Source organism: Streptomyces sp. NPDC030183 (genome assembly GCF_055573455.1).
In genome coordinates, this window is sequence record NZ_JBVIBK010000001.1 from 201536 (window position 1) to 219894 (window position 18359).

Consider the following 18359-nt stretch of genomic DNA (forward strand, 5'->3'; position numbering starts at 1 on the left):
GACAGCAGCGAGAGGTGATCGATGGGCGTCGCGGGATCCACCGGGCCGGTGATGGACCGGGACGAGGTGGACCGTGCGCTGGCGCGGCTCGGCGCGGAGCACGAGGCCATCGAGACCTCCCTGCTCGCCCTCCAGGACCACGCGGGCCGCAGACTGCTGGAGGGCGCCGAGCTGACCGGCGTCACCAAGGAGCGCTGGGAGTCGACGGAGGCGTCGATCACCCTGCTGTGGGCGTATTTCGACGCGTACTCGGACGCGCTGCGCAGCGCCCGCGAGATCCGTTCGCGCCGCCGCTGGTCCAGCCGTGAGGACCTGGTGGAGCTGACCGAACTGCTGCGCGGTGAGGCCGTCACCGTGGCGGGCTCCGCCACCGCCATGGCGAACGCGCCGACGCTCCAGGGCGCCGGCCGGCTCAGCGAGCAGTTCTCCCTGTCCACACTGGTGGACCGGATGAACGACCTGTACGCGTCGTCGCTGGACATGGTCGTCGCCGCCGACGCTGTGTGGTCCGCGCTGCCCGCGCGGATCGATTTACTGGCCGCCGAGCTCCAGCGCACCCGTCAGCTCGCGCACTCCGTGGGCGTACGCCCCGGCGAGCACCCGGCGGGCGACGACCTGGAGCGGATCACCCGCACCCTGACCCGGCTCCGCGAGGAGGTCGTCTCCGACCCGCTCGCCTACTGGGTGCCCGCACCGGGCAGTTCGGCCCCGGGCGGCGGCCGACCCGACACCTCGACGTACGACCGTGAGGCACGCGCCCTGGACGACGTTCGGCGCGAGATCGAGGCCGTGCTGACGGTGCGCCAGGACGCGGAGGCACGGCTGGTGAAGCTGCGGGACGTGCTGAGCCGCGCCGACCGTACGCTCGCCGAGGCGCGCAGTGCCCGCGGTGAGGTGCTGGCGAAGATCGCCGCGACCGAGGTGCCGGTGGTGAGCGGACCGCCGACCGTGCTCCAGGAGCAGCTGGCGCTGGCGGCCGAGTACCGCAGACACGGGCAGTGGCACCGGCTGTCGCCGCTCCTGGAGTCCCTGGAGCAGAAGGCGGACGACGAACTGCTGCGGGCGCGAGAGTCGTTGACCGCGGTGACCGCGCCGCTCGCGGTCCGCGCCGAGCTGCGCGGCCGGCTCGACGCGTACAAGGCGAAGGTCGCCCGGCACGGCCTCGCGGAGGACTCACTGCTGGTGGAGCGGTACGACGTGGCGCGCCGCATGCTGTGGAGCGCGCCCTGCGATCTGCGCGTCGCCGAGCAGGCGGTGCTGCGCTACCAGCACGCGGTGGCGGAGCTGCTGGGCGCTGCGGTGCCCGGTCGGCCGGAGCCCCAGGACCGGGCAGGGGAGGAATCATGAGCCAGCCAGGCGAAGAGGGTCCGCAGCCGGGCGGAGAGGGCCGGCAGCAGGCGTGCCAGCGGCCCGGCTGCTCGGGGTCGTACGAGGACATGGGCGGCGGCGAGCTGTACTGCGACACCTGCGGTCTGGCGCCGGTCGTCTCGGCCAGCGGCATGGTCTCCTCCCCGGCCACCGGCATCACCGGCGGCAGGGGCTCACGCGCCTCGGGTTCCAGTGCGCGTTCCTCGCGGTCGTCGGCGCGCTCCTCCCAGTCGCGGCGCTCGGTCTCGGGCCGGCTCTCCCGCGCGCTGTCGGGCACCTCGACGGGCCGTTCGGTGTCGGTGCGCAGCTCCGGCAAGACCGCGAGCTCCTCGGGGCGGGCGCGGCTCGGTGTCGGTCTGGTGCAGGTGCCGGACGTGCCGCGCCCGGACCCGCGTTCGATGGTCCTGGAGACCGCCGAGGTCCCGGAGCGCAAGCGGTTCTGTTCCCGCTCGGACTGCGGTGCGCCGGTGGGGCGGGCGCGCGGTGACCGGCCGGGGCGCACGGAGGGCTTCTGCACCAAGTGCGGTCACCCGTACTCGTTCGTGCCGAAGCTGCACGCCGGTGACATCGTGCGCGGCCAGTACGAGGTCGTGGGCTGTCTCGCGCACGGCGGTCTGGGCTGGATCTACCTGGCGATAGACCGGGCGGTTTCGGACCGCTGGGTCGTCCTGAAGGGCCTCCTCGACACCGGGGACCAGGACGCGATGGCCGCCGCGATCTCCGAGCGCCGCTTCCTCGCCGAGATCGAGCACTCCAACATCGTCCGCATCTACAACTTCGTCGAGCACCTGGACCAGCGCACGGGTTCGCTGGACGGGTACATCGTCATGGAGTACGTCGGCGGCAAGTCGCTGAAGGAGATCGCCAACGGCCGTCGCACGGCGGACGGCCGCCGCGATCCGCTGCCCGTCGAGCAGGCCTGCGCGTACGGCATCGAGGCGCTGGAGGCCCTCGGGCATCTGCACAGCCGCAACCTGCTGTACTGCGACTTCAAGGTCGACAACGCGATCCAGACCGAGGACCAGCTGAAGCTGATCGACATGGGCGCGGTGCGCAGGATGGACGACGACGAGTCGGCCATCTACGGCACGGTCGGCTACCAGGCGCCGGAGGTTGCCGACGTCGGCCCGTCCGTGGCGTCCGACCTGTACACGGTCGCCCGGACGCTCGCGGTGCTGACCTTCGACTTCCAGGGCTACACGAACGTCTTCGTGGACTCCCTGCCCGACCCGGACACCATCGAGGTCTTCCGCCAGTACGAGTCCTTCTACCGGCTGCTGGTCCGGGCCACCGACCCCGACCCGGCCCGCCGCTTCGCCTCCGCGCAGGAGATGTCGGAGCAGCTCACGGGCGTGCTCCGGGAGGTCGTGTCCCTCCAGACGGGCCGCGCCCGCCCGGCGCTGTCGACGCTCTTCGGCCCCGAGGTGAAGGTCACGGACACGGAGTTGTTCCCCGAGCTGGACGGGGACGTGTCGCGCCTGGGGACCCGGCCGGTGCCGTCGGGGAGGATCCCGCGCCAAGCCAAGTCGGCCGCCGGCCACGGGGGTTCGGGCCCGGCCGCGTCCGGCCTGCTCGCCGGCGGACCGGAGGGGTCGGCCGCCACGCGGCTCACCAAGCCCCTGGACACCGCCGCCGCGGCCCTCGCACTGCCGGTGCCGCGCGTGGACCCGGGGGACCCGAACGCCGGGTTCCTGGCCGGTCTCATCGCCTCCGCGCCCACCGAGCTGATCACCGCGCTGCACGCGGCGCCCACCGGCTCGCTGGAGCTGCGGCTGCGGGAGCTGCGGGCCCGGCTGGAGATGGGCGAGTTCACCATCGCCCTGGCCACGCTGGACGCCCTGGAGCGGGACCACCCCGACGACTGGCGGGTGGTCTGGTACCGGGGTGTGGCCGCGCTCGCCACCGGCGACCACGAGAACGCCGCGCTGTCCTTCGACGCGATCTACGACGCCTTCCCGGGCGAGCCGGCCCCCAAGCTGGCCCTGGGGCTGTGCGCCGAGGTCCTCGGGCAGCTCGACAACGCCGCCGAGTACTACCGTCTGGTGTGGACGACCGACCCCAGCTTCGTCAGCGCCGCGTTCGGGCTCGCCCGGGTGCGGCTGACCGCCGGGGACCGGCAGAACGCGGTGCTCGTCCTGGAGTCCGTGCCGGAGGCGTCCATCCACTACACCGCCGCCCGGGTCGCCGCCGTCCGGGCGCGGCTGAGACACCGTACGGAGACGACGCTCGCGTCCGGGGCCGTGCCCGGCGCGCCGTTCCTGGACGACCTGACCGCCGCCGCGGGCCAGGTCGAGGCGCTCGGCGGGTACGGTCTGGACGCGGTGCGCCGCGAGCAGTTGTCCACAGAGGTCCTCGGCTGCGCCCTGGACTGGGTACTCTCCGGTAGCCAGGGCGCCGTGGCCCCGGCCGGCGGTGAACGGATGCTGCTCGGCAGCGCATTGGACGAGCGTGGCCTCCGCTTCGGACTGGAGCGGGCGTACCGCACGCTGGCCCGGCTCGCGCAGGGCGGCGAGGAGAGGATCGACCTGGTGGAACGTGCCAACCGTTACCGCCCCCGGACGTGGGTGTAGTTCATGTCGCAGATGCCCCAGCCGACCGCGCTGACGAAGTGCCCGATCTGCGAGTGGCCCCTCGCCTCGGACGACCGCTTCTGCGGTGCGTGCGGCCATGACCTCTCGGCGGTGGCCGCACCGCCGGAGGACCACCCGACCCTGACGATGAACGGGACCGCCGGTGACACGCCGGACGAGGCCGCGTCCGTGGCCTGGCCCGTCGCCTCCGAACCGAGTGCGGACACGCCCCCGCCGGTGGTCCGCCCCACCGACATCCCGGGCACCGACTCCGGCGGCGGCGAACTGTCCGGCCCGGGCCGGGGCGTACGGTTCGACCGGCCCAGCGAGCCCGACGAGTACCCGCTGGCCGCGCCCCAGCCGCCGGACCCGCGCACCACCGACCTCGCCACCCCGCCGGCCGGTACGAAGCTGTGCGTGGCCTGCCGCGCGGGCCAGGTCGACCGGGACGGCTACTGCGAGAACTGCGGTCACGCCCAGCCCCGTGAACGCGACCACATGGAGCAGGAGTTGGACGCGGTCGCCGCGGTCAGCGACCGGGGGCTGCGCCACCACCGCAACGAGGACGCGTTCGCCGTCTCCTCGACCGCGCTGCCCGACGGCTCCCCCGCGGTCGTCGCGATCGTCTGCGACGGCGTGTCCTCCGCGACCCGCCCCGACGACGCCTCGCTCGCCGCGGCCCGCGCCGCGAACGAGACCCTGCTGGAGTCCCTGCCGCGCGGCACCCACCCGCAGCAGGCGATGCACGACGCGATCGTCGCCGCGTCCAAGGCGGTGAACGCCCTCGCCGAGGATCCCGAGACGGCCCAGGAGCACACCCCGCACCAGAACGCGCCGGCGTGCACCATCGTCGGCTCGGTCGTCACCCCGACCCTGCTCGTGGTCGGCTGGGTCGGCGACAGCCGCGCCTACTGGGTTCCGGTGGACCGCGGCGCCCCCTCGGCCCGGCTCACCGAGGACGACTCGTGGGCGGCGCAGATGGTGGCCGCGGGCCTGATGAACGAGGCCGAGGCGTACGCCGACGAGCGTGCCCACGCCATCACCGGCTGGCTCGGCGCCGACGCGTACGAACTGGAGCCGCACACCGCTTCCTTCAAACCGGACCGGCCGGGTGTAGTGGTGGTGTGCACCGACGGACTGTGGAACTACGCGGAGGCCGCCGAGGAGATGGCCGAGGCCGTCCCCCTCGACGCGGCCCAGCGACCGCTGCACTGCGCACAGGTCCTGGTCGGCAGGGCCCTGGACGGCGGTGGCCACGACAACGTAACAGTGGCCGTCCTGCCGTTCCCGGCCCCGCCCCAGGGGGCAGGATCGGCCTGAGGACGCTCGCGGGCGGGGACTCGCGGGCGCCTCGGCGGCCGGACGGGAACGGCCGACGGACCGGAGGGGACCGGTCCGGGCAGAGGCACGCACAGTCATCACCCCACGTGCTGTGGGGCCGCTAGGGGGATCAGGGTAGGCATGGCCAATTTCTCGAAGTCGAACGTGCCGCAGTTCTCGGTGGACGTGTACCAGAACGAGTACCTGCCGGACGGCGGGCGCGAGGTCAACGCGATCGTGACCGTGAGCGCGACGGGCGGCGGCACCGTCGGCAGCGCGGTCACGGCGCCGCACCTGTACTCGCCAGGCCAGGGCCCCTCCGCCGCCGTGGCGATCATGGTCGACTGCTCGGGGTCGATGGACTACCCGCCGACCAAGATGCGCAACGCCCGCGACGCCACGGCCGCCGCGATCGACACCCTGCGCGACGGGGTCCACTTCGCGGTGATCGACGGCACCCATGTGGCCCGCGAGGTCTACCCCGGCGGTGGTCGGCTCGCCGTCGCCGACCCGGTCACCCGGGACCAGGCCAAGCAGGCCCTGCGCAGGCTCACCGCCGGCGGCGGCACGGCGATCGGCACCTGGCTGAGACTGGCCGACCGGCTGCTCGCCTCCGCCGACGTCCAGATACGCCACGGCATCCTGCTCACCGACGGCCGCAACGAGCACGAGTCGCCCGAGGACCTGCGGGCCGCGCTGGACGCCTGTGCCGGACGTTTCACCTGTGACGCGCGTGGAGTGGGGACCGACTGGGAGGTCAAGGAGGTCACCGCGATCGCCTCCGCCCTCCTCGGCACCGCCGACATCGTCGCCGACCCGGCCGCCCTGTCCGCCGACTTCACCCGGATCATGGAGGCGACCATGGGCAAGGAGGTCGCGGACGTCGCCCTCCGGCTGTGGACGCCGGTCGGCACGCAGATCAAGTTCGTGAAGCAAGTCGCCCCGACCGTCGTCGACCTGACGGGCCGTCGTACGGAGGCGGGCCCGCGCGCCGGCGACTACCCGACCGGCTCCTGGGGGGACGAGTCCCGCGACTACCACGTGTGCGTCGAGGTCCCGCCCGCGTCCCTCGGCCAGGAGATGCTCGCCGCCCGGGTGTCCCTGGTCATCCCGCAGCCCGACGGCAGCGCGCAGAACCTCGGCGCCCAGGGTCTGGTGAAGGCCGTGTGGACCGACGACATGGTCGCCTCCACCTCGATCAACCCCCAGGTCGCCCACTACACAGGCCAGGCCGAACTGGCGCAGGTCATCCAACAGGGCCTGGAAGCCCGCAAAGCGGGCGATATCGACGGAGCCACAGCCAAGCTGGGGCGGGCCGTCCAGCTGGCCAGTGCGTCGGGGAACGCGGATACTGCGAAACTGCTTGCGAAGGTGGTGGACGTGGTCGACGCGGCGACAGGTACTGTGCGACTGAAAGCGAAGGTCACGGAGGCCGACGAGATGACTCTCGAGACCCGGTCCACGAAGACCGTTCGTGTAAAGAAGTAGAAGAGCAGTAGCAGTACCAGTACCAGTACCAACGCCGTACCGGCCCGTCGTGGCCACAGAACCCGGCCCGAGTGCCGGAAAGGAGAGGGGGAAGCGCCGACATGCCGACCTGCCCGAACGGACACCAGTCGGGTTCCGACGACTGGTGCGAGGTCTGCGGTCACCGTATGGCCGGTGCCGTGCCCCCGCCACCACCGCCGCCCCCGGCCGCCGGTTACGGATACCCGCCGCCCGGCTCACCTCCCCCGTCTCCGGGCGCGGCAGGCCCCGGTGGTCCCGGCGGACGCCCGCACATGGCCGCCGAGCCGGAGCTCTGCCCGCAGTGCCGTACGCCCCGCGAGGGCGGCGCGCCCTTCTGCGAGGAGTGCCGCTGGAACTTCCTGACCAACACGGCGACCACGTACACACCGGCCGCGCCGCGCCCCTCGACGCCCGCCCCCGGCCCCGGCGGTTCCGGTCCGGGCGGTTCCGGTCCCGGCGGTCCGGGCTCCGGCCCAGGCTCCGGCCCGGGTGGGAACCCGGCGCTCCGCTTCCAGCAGCCACCCCCGCCCTCCTATGGCGGCGGTGACGCGTACGACTACCAGAGCTCGCGCCCCTCGCAGATGAACCGTCCCGCCGAGCCCATCCCTCCGGGCCCGCCGTACGGCTCCGAGCCGGGCCTGGGCGGACCGGGCGGTGGCCCCGGCGGTCAGGGTGGACCGGGTGGACCGGGCATGTCCGGCGGTCCCTCGGGACCCGGTGGCCATGGTGGTCCCGGCGGTCACGGTGGTCCCGGTGGTTCCTCTGGTCATGGTGGTCCCGGTGGTCCCGCGCGGCCGGGCGGACCCTCCGGGTTCGGTGGCGGGCCCTCGGGTCAGCCCGGGCAGCCCGGCCCCTCCGCGTTCGGCGGCGACCCCTCGCGTCCGGGCCCGTCGGGCTTCGGCGGCGACCCCTCACGCCCTGTTCCCCCGCCGCCCGGGCCGACCCCGGGTGGGCCGGGTGGGCCGGGTGGCCCCGGTCTGAGCAGTCCCGGCGGTCCCGGTCTGACCGGCCCTGGAGGCTTCGGTGGCCCTGGCGGTCCCGGTGGTCCCGGCGGTCCCGGCGGTCCCGGCGGCCGTGGCCCCGGCGGTCAGGGCCCCGGCGGCGGCCCGGGTGCCGGTGGGGCACCCCAGGCGTTCCAGCAGCCGGGTCCCCCGGCTCCCCCTGCCTTCCCGCAGGAGACCGGGCGCCCGCAGCCGGGCGGTCCTGGCGGCCCCGGCGGCCCGGGGCGTCCCGGTGGGCATCCCCAGTCGGGAGGTCCCTCCTTCGGGGGCGACGACGACTGGGTGATCTCCCCGCCCTCCTCGGGCGGCGGCCCCGGCGACTCCCGCGGTCCCGGCGGCCCGGGCGGTCCTTCCGGTCACGGCGGCCCCGGCGGTGCGGGAGCGCGCCCCGGCGGCTACGGCTATCCGCAGCCCGCTGTCACCCAGGCCCCGCCCGGTCCCTCGTACCAGCAGGCACCGGCGACCTGGAGCGCGACCATCGGTCCGGACCGCGAGTACTTCATGGCGATGATGCAGCGCTCGGGCCCCGAGGCCGCCGGGCTGAACCTGCCCGCGTACTCCCCCGAGCAGCAGCGCACGCTCACCGGCAACCAGATCACCATCGGCCGCCGCCGGCACTCCACCGGTGACACCCCCGACATCGATCTGTCCGTGCCGCCGGAGGACCCGGGCGTCTCGCACCAGCACGCGGTGCTGGTGCAACAGCCGGACGGCACCTGGGCGGTCGTCGACCAGAACTCCACCAACGGAACCACGGTCAACGGCTCCGAGGAGCCCATCCAGCCCTTCGTACCGGTCCCGCTCCAGGACGGGGACCGGGTCCACGTCGGCGCGTGGACGACGATCACGATCCGCCGGGGCTGACCCGTCAGGACGGGACGATCGGGGTCGGCCGACCGGTTCGGCCGACCCCGATCGACTGCCCGGCCGCCGTCGGCCGCGCCGGGGCGCTCACGGCAGAGGCCAGGCGTACGGCCCCTCCGGGTCGTCCAGCCAGGCCCAGGCACGGTCGCCGCTGATGGTGATCCCGTAGCGTTCGCGCGACGGCATGCCCTCGCGCTCCCACACCGAGAACGCCTCGTGCGGGTCGAGGCTGCCCGCCGTCAGCGTCAGCAGGAACCGGAAGAGGTCGTCCTCCCGGGCCCGTCGCGGCAGCCCGCCCAGATGCGGATGCGTCCCTTCCTGCTCCCCGTCCCCGCGCAACGGCACGAAGTACGCCGCCGTGTGCAGGAACCGCCCCTCCGCGTGCTCGGCGTCCGCGACCCGCAGCGCGACCAGTCCCGTGGCCATCGGTGTCAGGACACGTCCACCGGGGGTGCACTGGGCGAGCCAGGCGCGCGGGATCGAGTGGAGCGTGCAGGTCGCGATGATCCGGTCGTACGGGGCCCGTTCGGGCACCCCCCGCGCCCCGTCCCCGGTGACGACGGTCGGGTGGTACCCGGCGGCACGCAGATGGGTGCGGGCGGCCTCCGTGATGTCCGCGTCCAGGTCGACGGTGGTGACCAGGTCGTCGCCCAGCCGGTGCGCGAGCAGAGCGGCGTTGTAGCCGGTGCCCGCGCCGATCTCCAGGACCCGGTGGCCGTCCTCCACCTCCAGTTCGGCCAGCATCTTCGCCATCAAGGAGGGCTGGCTGCTGGAGGAGATCAGCTCCCCGTCGCGCACCCGCGTCGCCAGCGGCGCGTCCGCGTAGGCGCCCCGCACCCATCGCTCCCGCCGTCGCGGGTCGCGCTCCTCGCCCCACAGCCGCTCGAAGCCACCCACGACCCCCACGTAGTAGTAGGGGACGAAGAGGTGTCGCGGGACCGTCTCGAACGCCTCCCGCCAGACCGGGTCGGCCTCCCAGGCCCCGCTGCGCTCGATCTCGCGCACCAGCGCCGACCGCGCCTCGGCGGCGAGACGTTCCACGTCGTGGTCCACAGCGTGCGTACCCATGTCTCCACTGTGCTGCCGGACGCCTCCGGAGGCGAGTGCCGCAGCACCCAGAGCCGGAATCCGCCGTTCCCCACGGCCGGATCCCACCCGGAAGGCGCCGCCGGGACCGTGCGCCGTACCGCCGCTCCTCGTCGTGGTCCCGTCGAGTGCCGGCCGCTGTGCCCCGTCCACGGATTTCCCCGTGGTCCTAAGCCTTGAGTCCTCCGTCCCTCCGTCTGAGACCATGGGACACGTGAGAGAGATTCGGCGCGGCACACTGCAGGAGCAGACCTTCTACGAACAGGTCGGTGGCGAGGAGACCTTCCGGCGCCTCGTGCGCCGCTTCTACGAGGGGGTCGCCGAGGACCCGATCCTGCGGCCCATGTACCCGGAGGAGGATCTGGGCCCGGCGGAGGAGCGCCTCGTGCTGTTCCTGATCCAGTACTGGGGCGGCCCCACCACCTACAGCGAGAACCGTGGCCACCCCCGCCTGCGGATGCGCCACGCCCCGTTCACCGTCGACCGGGCCGCGCACGACGCCTGGCTGAAGCACATGCGCGTCGCCGTCGACGAACTGAACCTCTCCGAGGAACACGCGCACACCCTGTGGAACTACCTGACGTACGCGGCGGCCTCGATGGTGAACACCCCCGACTGAGCCCCCAGCGGGGTGGTCAGCGGACGCTGACGTCCAGCGCGCCGAGTCCCGCGCGCCGTACGGCGATCGACCCGTACGGCGTGCGCAGGCGCAGCCACGCGCCCGACGAGAACAGCGCGGGCTGCTGCTCCTCCGCCGTGCGGCCCTGCGTGGGCCGCAGGAAGCCCAGCGACTGGGCCGCGTGCGCGGCCCGCACGGGCAGGGCGGTGTCACCGATCGGCCGGGACCAGATCTCCCGTCCTATGCGGTCCAGTTCGGCGCGGGTGCGCCGCTCCGGTGCCAGCTCCTGCGTCCGGGTGCGGAACTCGGCGACGGCCTCGGCGACCCTCGCCCGCACCGTGTCCTCGGCGGGCAGCCCCGGCTCTCGGCGCCAGCCGCCACGCGGGGGCAGCACCCCGGCCCAGGGCGGGCCGGTGACGGCGGCGGGCACGGCCGCGGTGGCCGCCGACTCGTCGATCGACTCCAGCAGTTCACCGGCAGACACGGTCACGTCGAGCGTGACGTCCAGCCCGTTCTCGTACGGTTTCGCCAGCCGTGCCGCCCGGATCGCCAGGACCTCGAAGGAAGGCGGCCTGCCGAAGACGGCGAGTGCGGTGCCGGCGGCCTGGAGACGCACCGCCGCACCCCGGTCGTAATGGAGCAGCCGGGAGAGGAAGGCCGCGAGATCCGCCGCCTCCCCCTCGTCGGCGAGGTGGAGCACCGTCATGCGGCGACGGCCCCCTCCTTCTCGTCGTCCCGGTACTCCTCCAGGAACTCTCGTTCCTCCGCCGTGAGCCGGCGGGGCCGCTGGGCCTCGAAGTCGAACGGCACGATCACCGTGGAAGCCGTGACATAGACCTGCTCGGGGTCCTTGACCTCGTAGGTGATCGTGAAGGACGCCGCTCTTATCTCCGTGACCCACAGTTCGATGTCCACCGGCTTGTGCCGGTGGACGAGCTGCCGCCGGTAGTCGATCTCATGGCGTGCCACCACGGACCCCTGCTTGAAGTCCTTCTCCGGGCGGAACAGGAAGTCGATACGGGCCTCCTCCAGATAGCGGAGGAAGACCACGTTGTTGACGTGGCCGTACGCGTCCATGTCCGCCCAGCGCAGTGGGCAGCGGTAGATGTGCCGCAAGATCAGCCCCGAGTCAGCTTCTTGTAGGTGGCGCGGTGCGGACGGGCGGCGTCCGGGCCGAGCCGCTCGATCTTGTTCTTCTCGTAGGACTCGAAGTTGCCCTCGAACCAGAACCACTTGGAGTCGCCCTCGTAGGCGAGGATGTGCGTCGCCACGCGGTCCAGGAACCAGCGGTCGTGGGAGACGACCACGGCGCAGCCGGGGAACTCCAGCAGCGCGTTCTCCAGGGAGGACAGGGTCTCGACGTCGAGGTCGTTGGTCGGCTCGTCGAGGAGCAGCAGGTTGCCGCCCTGCTTCAGGGTGAGCGCCAGGTTCAGACGGTTGCGCTCACCGCCGGAGAGGATGCCGGCCGGCTTCTGCTGGTCCGGTCCCTTGAAGCCGAACGCGGAGACGTACGCGCGGGACGGCATCTCGACCTGGCCGACGTTGATGTAGTCCAGCTCGTCGGAGACGACGGCCCACAGCGTCTTCTTGGGGTCGATGTTCTCGCGGGTCTGGTCGACGTAGGAGATCTTGACCGTCTCGCCGACCTTGATCGAACCGGAGTCCGGCGTCTCCAGGCCCTGGATCATCTTGAACAGGGTGGTCTTGCCGGCGCCGTTCGGGCCGATGACGCCCACGATGCCGTTGCGCGGCAGCGTGAAGGACAGGTCGTCGATGAGGACCTTCTCGCCGAAGGCCTTGCTGAGGTTGTTGACCTCGACGACCACGTTGCCCAGCCGGGGGCCCGGCGGGATCTGGATCTCCTCGAAGTCCAGCTTCCGCATCTTGTCGGCCTCGGCGGCCATCTCCTCGTAGCGGGCCAGACGCGCCTTGGACTTGGCCTGCCGCCCCTTGGCGTTGGAGCGGACCCACTCCAACTCCTCCTTGAGGCGCTTGGCGCGCTTGGCGTCCTTCTGGCCCTCGACCTTGAGACGGGACTGCTTGGTCTCCAGGTAGGTCGAGTAGTTGCCCTCGTAGCCGATGGCGCGGCCGCGGTCGAGCTCCAGGATCCAGCCGGCCACGTTGTCCAGGAAGTACCGGTCGTGGGTGATGGCCACGACGGTGCCCTTGTACTGGGCGAGGTGCTGCTCCAGCCAGTTCACCGACTCGGCGTCGAGGTGGTTGGTGGGCTCGTCGAGCAGCAGCAGGTCGGGGGCCTCCAGCAGCAGCTTGCAGAGGGCGACGCGGCGCTTCTCACCACCGGAGAGCTTGGTGACGGCCCAGTCGCCGGGAGGGCAGCCGAGGGCGTCCATGGCCTGCTCCAGCTGGGCGTCGAGGTCCCATGCCTCGGCGTGGTCCAGCTCCTCCTGGAGCTTGCCCATCTCCTCGAGCAGCGCGTCGGAGTAGTCGGTGGCCATCTGCTCGGCGATCTCGTTGAACCGGTCGAGCTTGCCCTTGATCTCGGCGACGCCCTCCTGGACGTTCTCCAGGACCGTCTTCGACTCGTTCAGCGGCGGCTCCTGCAGGAGGATGCCGACCGTGTACCCGGGGGAGAGGAACGCGTCGCCGTTCGACGGCTGCTCCAGGCCGGCCATGATCTTGAGGACGGTCGACTTACCGGCACCGTTCGGACCGACCACACCGATCTTCGCGCCGGGCAGGAAGCTCAGCGATACGTCGTCAAGGATCACCTTGTCGCCGTGCGCCTTGCGCGTCTTGCGCATGGTGTAAATGAACTCAGCCAAGAGAAACCGTCCGGCAACTTGAAATCTGGCAGTGGGCAGTACCACCCATCTTGCCGCACGGCCAGCCCTCGACGGAAACCGGATGGTGAGCCCCCGCAAGAGCGGCACGGCCCCGACGCCGCCAGGGGCGTACCGGGGCCGCGTCGCTCGCGGATGTCACCGCGCGGTCACTCGCTGTTGAGTTGCCAAGGAACTCTGCTCGTCGGCTACTGCTGCTTCTGCTGCTCCCGCTTGCGCAGGACGATCATCACGGCGCCGCCGATCACCACGAGGGCGATGGCGAGGCCCCCGATCACCGGGGTCGCGCCGGAGCTTCCGGTCTCGGCGAGGTCACCGGCGGAGTCGGTGACGGCGCTGCCGCCGACCGTGGCCGGGCTGGGCTCGCTCAGCGTCTGCACGGACTCCCCGGCCGCGTCGGCCTCGGTCTCCGTGCGGCAGTCGAGGACACCGCGGAACTGCTTCGCGAGGCCGTTCGCCCCCTTGATCGTGAAGTCGTACGCCTGGTCCTCCTGGAGCGGGATGGTCACCGTGCGGGTCTCGCCCGCCTCGATGCCGTACTCGATCCCCATGAGCTCGAAGGTGAAGGGCTCGTCCCCGGGGTTGGCCACGGTGAGGTCGAGGCCGCCCTCGGCGCAGTTCTCCTCGGCGGACAGTGCGGGTATCGCCCCCGCGGTGGCCCAGGTCGCGGTGGCCGTGGCGGAGACCGTGGAGGCGCTGGAGCCCGCGAGGATCTGGGTCTGGCTGCGGGTCTCGGAGGCGAAGGCGCGGCCGACCGGCACGGTGGTGGATGCCTCGACGGCCAGCTCGGCCGAGCCGTCCTCGCTGTCCTCGGGCACCTCGAAGTACAGCTCGCTGCCGTCACGCGCCGATGTCACGGCCTTGCCGTCCGCGTCGACGACCTTCACACCGGCCGCGGTGGCGTCCGACGGCGGGGTCACCGTCACGCCGTCGGCGTTGGTGCGCACCTTGACCGGCCCGAGCCGTTCGCCCGCCCGCCCGGAGACCGCCGGCGGGTCGAGGGCCAGCGAGGCCGCCGGCTCTGACAGGTTGCGGGCGCTCCTCTCCAGGTAGTCCGCGAGCTTCTCGGCCTCCGGGTCGAGGGCTGTCACCTCTGCCCCGTCGGAGTACCGCCAGATCGCCACCTGGGTCCCGGCCGCCGCGTCCTGTTCGGTGAGCCCCTTGGCGCCCGCCTTGCCGGCGAGGGCCGCGAGGTCGTTCACCTGCGGGTAGGAGTTCTGCAGGATCCAGTTGATCTTGCCGGCGTTCTTGTTGTGCCCCAGGGAGGTGCCACTCCAGGCGGTCTCCCGGTACTTGGCGTCCTTCTGCGTGGGGTTCTGGACGTCGACGCAGTAGGTCTGCAGGGTGCCGCCACCGTCGACGAACATCTCGAACAAGCCCGCGGGCAGTTGCTGTTCCCCGCCGTCGGTACGGATCACGGCCGTCCCGTACGTCTTCAGGCCGCCTATGGTGGCCGTCGCCCCGCCCGGGTTCTGCACCGCCTCCCCGTCGGCGACGGCCGCGCCCGCGGTGACGATCGCACCCGCGACGACGAGGCCGGTCGCGAGCGACACGGCGGCCACACGTGCCGCTCCTCGTCTGCACGCGGACCACCCGGACGACACGGAGGACGGCGCCGAGAACGAAGAAACCACAGAATTTCCCTTCGAGCAGGACCCGTTGACGTGGGGGGTGGTCCCACCAGCAGAATCAGAAGCCCCGTGAGCTATGCCCGGCATCCTAGGGATGCGGCGCACCGCTCTTCCCAGTCGTATGGTCGGACAACCGATCCGAATCGGAATCGTTATCGCCCGCACAGGTCATGGGCAGGGCTTATCGACAAGTCGACTGGATTTACGTCCGGAGTGTTCGTCACGCAACCGCTGATAAGCCACGGTTCGGGCAGGACGGCGCTCACCGAGCGGGGCACGCCAGCTCTGATGTCACGTCACTCCGACTGCTTCCGGCCGTAGTTCCGCTTCCGTGTCGAGCTGGTGCCCCGGGGGCGGGGCCTCCCAGTTCGGCTCCGGCTGGGACGGGGTCTGGACCGCAGTCTCGCCCCTGGGCGTCCGCCGGAACGCCGAGGTGCCCCGCGACAGATCGTGGCCGATCGCGACCGCGTCCACGTCCGCCGAGACCCAGCTCTGTCCGTCCCGCTGCTCGGTGCGCACCTTCAACCGCCCCTGGACCACGACCGGGTCGCCCAGCGACACCGACGAGGCCACGTTCGCCGCGAGGGTGCGCCGCGCCCACACCGTGAAGAAGTTGGTGTGGCCGTCGGTCCACTCGTTCTTCTCCCGGTCCCAGTACCGGGCGGTCACCGCCAGCCGGAACCGGGCCGAGGAGCCCGTCGACAACTCGCGGCAGACCGGCTGGGTCGCCACGTTCCCCACCACGCACACCATCGTCTCGTTCATCTCGCGAACCCTCCCTCACGCCGGCGCCGAGGCCGGCCGGACACGCGTACGGGCCCGTCCCGTACGACCGCTGTCTGTTCCGGTGACCGCGCCGCTCCGGCCCCGCCGCTTGGTGCGAGGGGACCGTCGCGCTGCGATCGCCGCGGATTCAGACTGCCGCCGTCGGGACGAGCCCGCCGAGCGCTGTGTACTACCCGCGAGTTGTGGAAAACCCGGCCACCCGACCGGGTGAACGGTGCCTGCTTCCCGGCCAGATGAACGACGCGTTCACCCCCACCGGGTGAACAGCGCCTACCGCCCGACCGGGTGAACGGTGCAGACGGTGGCGGCGACTCACCCCACCGGCGCCGTCCCCAGCACCCGTCCGTACTGCTCCCGCACCTCCCGATAGCGCAGCAACTCGGCCGCCACCGGGTCCAGCACCCGGGCCCGGCCGCATCCGGCGGCGGCCTCCCAGAGCCGCCGCTCGGCTTCGAGGCCGTAGCGTCGGGCCGGCCCCCGTGCCGCCAGCCGGCACGCCCACTCCACGACCGGACCGCCGACGATGCCGATCACCATCAACAGCACCGGCACCCCCAGGTTCGGCGACATGACACCCACGATCTGCCCCAGCAGCCACAGGCCGCCAAGGACCTGAAGCAGGGTCATGGACGCCTGGGCCAGCACCGCGGCGGGCCACCAGCCCGGTCGCGGCGGCCGTCCGGTGGGCGCTCCGACCCGTGCCGCCAGCTCGTCCAGCGCCTCGGGCAGCCCCAGCGCCCCACGCGCCGCCGCCTCGCGCACCGCCTGGGCCCACGGCGCGGGCAGCCCCGCCGCGGCACGGTCGGACAGCATCCGCACGGCCTGCTCGACGCGCTGCCGCGCGGTGGGCTCCTCGTCCACGGGCATCCTCAGGGAGTGTCGTCCGGTCGGGAGGTCGCTCCGGCCCTGGTACCAGCGCCACAGCCGTAGCCATGGTGTTCCGCACGCGCGGTTGGCGTTGCGCAGCCAGGCCCGTTCGGCGGCCTCGCCCGCGGCCGTGGCGCCCACCGCGTCGGCGAGCCGGGCGGCGAACTCGTTCCGCGCCCGCTCGCTGAGCCCGGTGCGCCGCCCGGTGGCGTACACCGGCCACAACCGTGCGGCGGCCGCGTCCAGATCGGCCTGCACCCGGCGGCCCGGTGCTCCCCGCTCGGCCACGAACTGACCGAGCGCCTCCCGCAGTTCCGCCACTCCGTCCCCGGTGAGCGCGGACAGGGCGAGCACCGCGGCGCCCGGTTCGCCGTGCTCCCCGAGCGCGATCCCGTCCTCGTCGAGCAACCGCCGCAGATCGTCGAGCACTTGGTGCGCGGCCTCCCCGGGCAGCCGGTCCACCTGGTTGAGCACCACGAACATGACCTCGGCATGGCCCGCCAAAGGCCGCAGATACCGTTCGTGGAGCACCGCGTCGGCGTACTTCTCCGGGTCGACGACCCAGATGACCGCGTCGACGAGCCCCAGGATCCGGTCCACCTGCTGCCGGTGCTGCACGGCCGCCGAGTCGTGGTCGGGCAGGTCCACCAGGACGAGCCCGGCCAACTGCGCCTCCGCCTCCGCGCTCTGCACCGGCCGACGCCGCAGCCGTCCCGGAATGCCGAGCCGGTCGATCAGGGTGGCGGCGCCGTCGCTCCAGCTGCACGCGATGGGCGCGGCCGTGGTGGGCCTGCGAACACCCGTCTCCGAGATCGCCACGCCGGCGAGCGCGTTGAACAGCGTCGACTTGCCGCTGCCGGTGGCGCCCGCGATGGCGACGACCGTGTGCTGCCCCGACAGCTTGCGCCGCGCCGCCGCCTCGTCCAGCACCCGCCCCGCCTCGGCGAGCGTCCTGCTGTCCAGCCGTGTCCGCGACAGCCCGACCAGCTCCCGCAACGCGTCCAGCCGCGACCTCAGGGCGGTGTCGTACGACAGCGGGCTGACCGACTGCGCACCGCTGGGCTTCGTCTCCACCATCGGCACCGGGTTGACCTCCTCGGAACCGCTCGTCTCGGACACCCTCCGCGCGATGAGCCCGTCGTCCCAGGAGCCCTCGGCCTCCTGACCACCGGCGGGTTCCTCACGGCCGACCGCGGCACGGCCGGGGCCGGTACGACTGGCGCGCTCTGTGCGGTTGGGGCGGTCCGTACGATTGGTGCGCTCTGTGTGGTTGGGGCGGTCGAAGCGGTTGGAGCGGTCGGCCAGGCCGCGACGGCCAGCGGCGTCCGTACGGTCGGCTCGGTCCGTACGACCGGCCTGGTCCCTACGACCGGCTGACTCGGCGGATGCGGTACGGCGGGACTCAGCCGTGTCGGCCGTGTCGTCGCCGTCGTCCTTCACGCGGGCGTGGGCACCCTTCTCGCGCCCTTCCCGGCCTCCACGGTCCTCCCGAGCCCCCCGGCCCCACCAGATCCCACGCCGCTCCCGCTTCACGCGCTTCTCCCCCGGGGCCTCACCCTCCTGGCTCTCGGAACCCTCCGGAGTCTCCGAGCCGCTCTCAGACCCTTCCGAAGGCTCCTCGGACTCATCCGAAAGCTCCTCGGACCCATCCGAAGGCTCCTCGGACCCACTCGAAGATTTCTCGGACCCTTCCGGAGGTGTCCCGGCCCGGTCTCCGTCGGCGCCGCTCTTCAAACCCTCAACCTCACCGCCATCGCCGGTGTCACCGACACCATTCGAGTCATCAACCTCGGGACTCTCATCAGCACCTGGAGACTCATCAGCATCGGCACCCCCCACCTCCTCAGCCTCCGCTGAACTACGCCCCTCCTCGCCACCCCCGGGACGCTTCCGCTCGAAAACGTCGCCCCCAGGGAGGCCGTTTTCCTGATCGTCGG

13 protein-coding genes are annotated in these 18359 nt (G+C 72.4%); 6 read left to right on the forward strand and 7 right to left on the reverse strand.

Annotated elements, in window-relative coordinates; genetic code table 11:
• Positions 1 to 21: 21 nt before the first annotated feature.
• The 5 genes from ACZ4Z2_RS00845 to ACZ4Z2_RS00865 all read left to right on the forward strand — a co-directional run bounded on the left by ACZ4Z2_RS00845 (position 22) and on the right by ACZ4Z2_RS00865 (position 8632).
• Complete coding sequence (locus ACZ4Z2_RS00845) at positions 22 to 1347, forward strand: hypothetical protein (protein WP_468070968.1); 1326 nt, start codon at positions 22 to 24, stop codon at positions 1345 to 1347.
• Complete coding sequence (locus ACZ4Z2_RS00850; protein ID WP_468070970.1) at positions 1344 to 3938, forward strand: serine/threonine-protein kinase; 2595 nt, start codon at positions 1344 to 1346, stop codon at positions 3936 to 3938. The genes ACZ4Z2_RS00845 and ACZ4Z2_RS00850 overlap by 4 nt, the downstream gene beginning before the upstream one ends.
• A 3-nt stretch (positions 3939 to 3941) precedes the next feature.
• The gene (locus ACZ4Z2_RS00855) at positions 3942 to 5258 is read left to right on the forward strand and encodes a PP2C family serine/threonine-protein phosphatase (RefSeq protein ID WP_468070972.1); all 1317 of its coding nucleotides are present in this window, start codon (positions 3942 to 3944) and stop codon (positions 5256 to 5258) included.
• A 141-nt stretch (positions 5259 to 5399) separates the two neighbouring features.
• Positions 5400 to 6746, forward strand: a complete 1347-nt coding sequence (locus ACZ4Z2_RS00860; RefSeq protein ID WP_468070974.1) for a vWA domain-containing protein — start codon at positions 5400 to 5402, stop codon at positions 6744 to 6746.
• Between the two features lie 101 nt (positions 6747 to 6847).
• Positions 6848 to 8632, forward strand: coding sequence for an FHA domain-containing protein (locus ACZ4Z2_RS00865; protein ID WP_468070976.1), 1785 nt, complete (start codon positions 6848 to 6850; stop codon positions 8630 to 8632).
• A gap of 87 nt (positions 8633 to 8719) precedes the next feature.
• Here the strand turns inward: ACZ4Z2_RS00865 and ACZ4Z2_RS00870 are convergent, their stop codons facing one another.
• Positions 8720 to 9700, reverse strand: coding sequence for a methyltransferase domain-containing protein (locus ACZ4Z2_RS00870; protein ID WP_468070978.1), 981 nt, complete (start codon positions 9698 to 9700; stop codon positions 8720 to 8722).
• A gap of 223 nt (positions 9701 to 9923) precedes the next feature.
• On the opposite strand from ACZ4Z2_RS00870, the gene ACZ4Z2_RS00875 reads away from it, so the two are divergent.
• Complete coding sequence (locus tag ACZ4Z2_RS00875) at positions 9924 to 10337, forward strand: globin (RefSeq protein WP_468070980.1); 414 nt, start codon at positions 9924 to 9926, stop codon at positions 10335 to 10337.
• A 16-nt stretch (positions 10338 to 10353) separates the two neighbouring features.
• Here the strand turns inward: ACZ4Z2_RS00875 and ACZ4Z2_RS00880 are convergent, their stop codons facing one another.
• From ACZ4Z2_RS00880 to ACZ4Z2_RS00905, 6 genes are all read right to left on the reverse strand, one after another.
• Complete coding sequence (locus tag ACZ4Z2_RS00880; RefSeq protein ID WP_468070982.1) at positions 10354 to 11043, reverse strand: DUF8185 domain-containing protein; 690 nt, start codon at positions 11041 to 11043, stop codon at positions 10354 to 10356.
• Positions 11040 to 11453 carry an acyl-CoA thioesterase gene (locus ACZ4Z2_RS00885; protein WP_468070984.1) on the reverse strand — a complete coding sequence of 138 codons (414 nt, stop codon included), beginning with the start codon at positions 11451 to 11453 and terminating at the stop codon, positions 11040 to 11042. The genes ACZ4Z2_RS00880 and ACZ4Z2_RS00885 overlap by 4 nt, the downstream gene beginning before the upstream one ends.
• A gap of 2 nt (positions 11454 to 11455) precedes the next feature.
• Positions 11456 to 13120 carry an energy-dependent translational throttle protein EttA gene (gene ettA / locus ACZ4Z2_RS00890; protein ID WP_468070986.1) on the reverse strand — a complete coding sequence of 555 codons (1665 nt, stop codon included), beginning with the start codon at positions 13118 to 13120 and terminating at the stop codon, positions 11456 to 11458.
• A gap of 206 nt (positions 13121 to 13326) precedes the next feature.
• Positions 13327 to 14772, reverse strand: coding sequence for a Cys-Gln thioester bond-forming surface protein (locus ACZ4Z2_RS00895; protein WP_468070988.1), 1446 nt, complete (start codon positions 14770 to 14772; stop codon positions 13327 to 13329).
• Between the two features lie 288 nt (positions 14773 to 15060).
• Positions 15061 to 15534 (reverse strand): single-stranded DNA-binding protein, encoded by a 474-nt coding sequence (locus tag ACZ4Z2_RS00900; RefSeq protein ID WP_468070990.1) that lies wholly within the window; start codon positions 15532 to 15534, stop codon positions 15061 to 15063.
• Between the two features lie 333 nt (positions 15535 to 15867).
• The gene (locus ACZ4Z2_RS00905; protein WP_468070992.1) at positions 15868 to 17955 is read right to left on the reverse strand and encodes a YfjP family GTPase; all 2088 of its coding nucleotides are present in this window, start codon (positions 17953 to 17955) and stop codon (positions 15868 to 15870) included.
• Positions 17956 to 18359 lie beyond the last annotated feature (404 nt).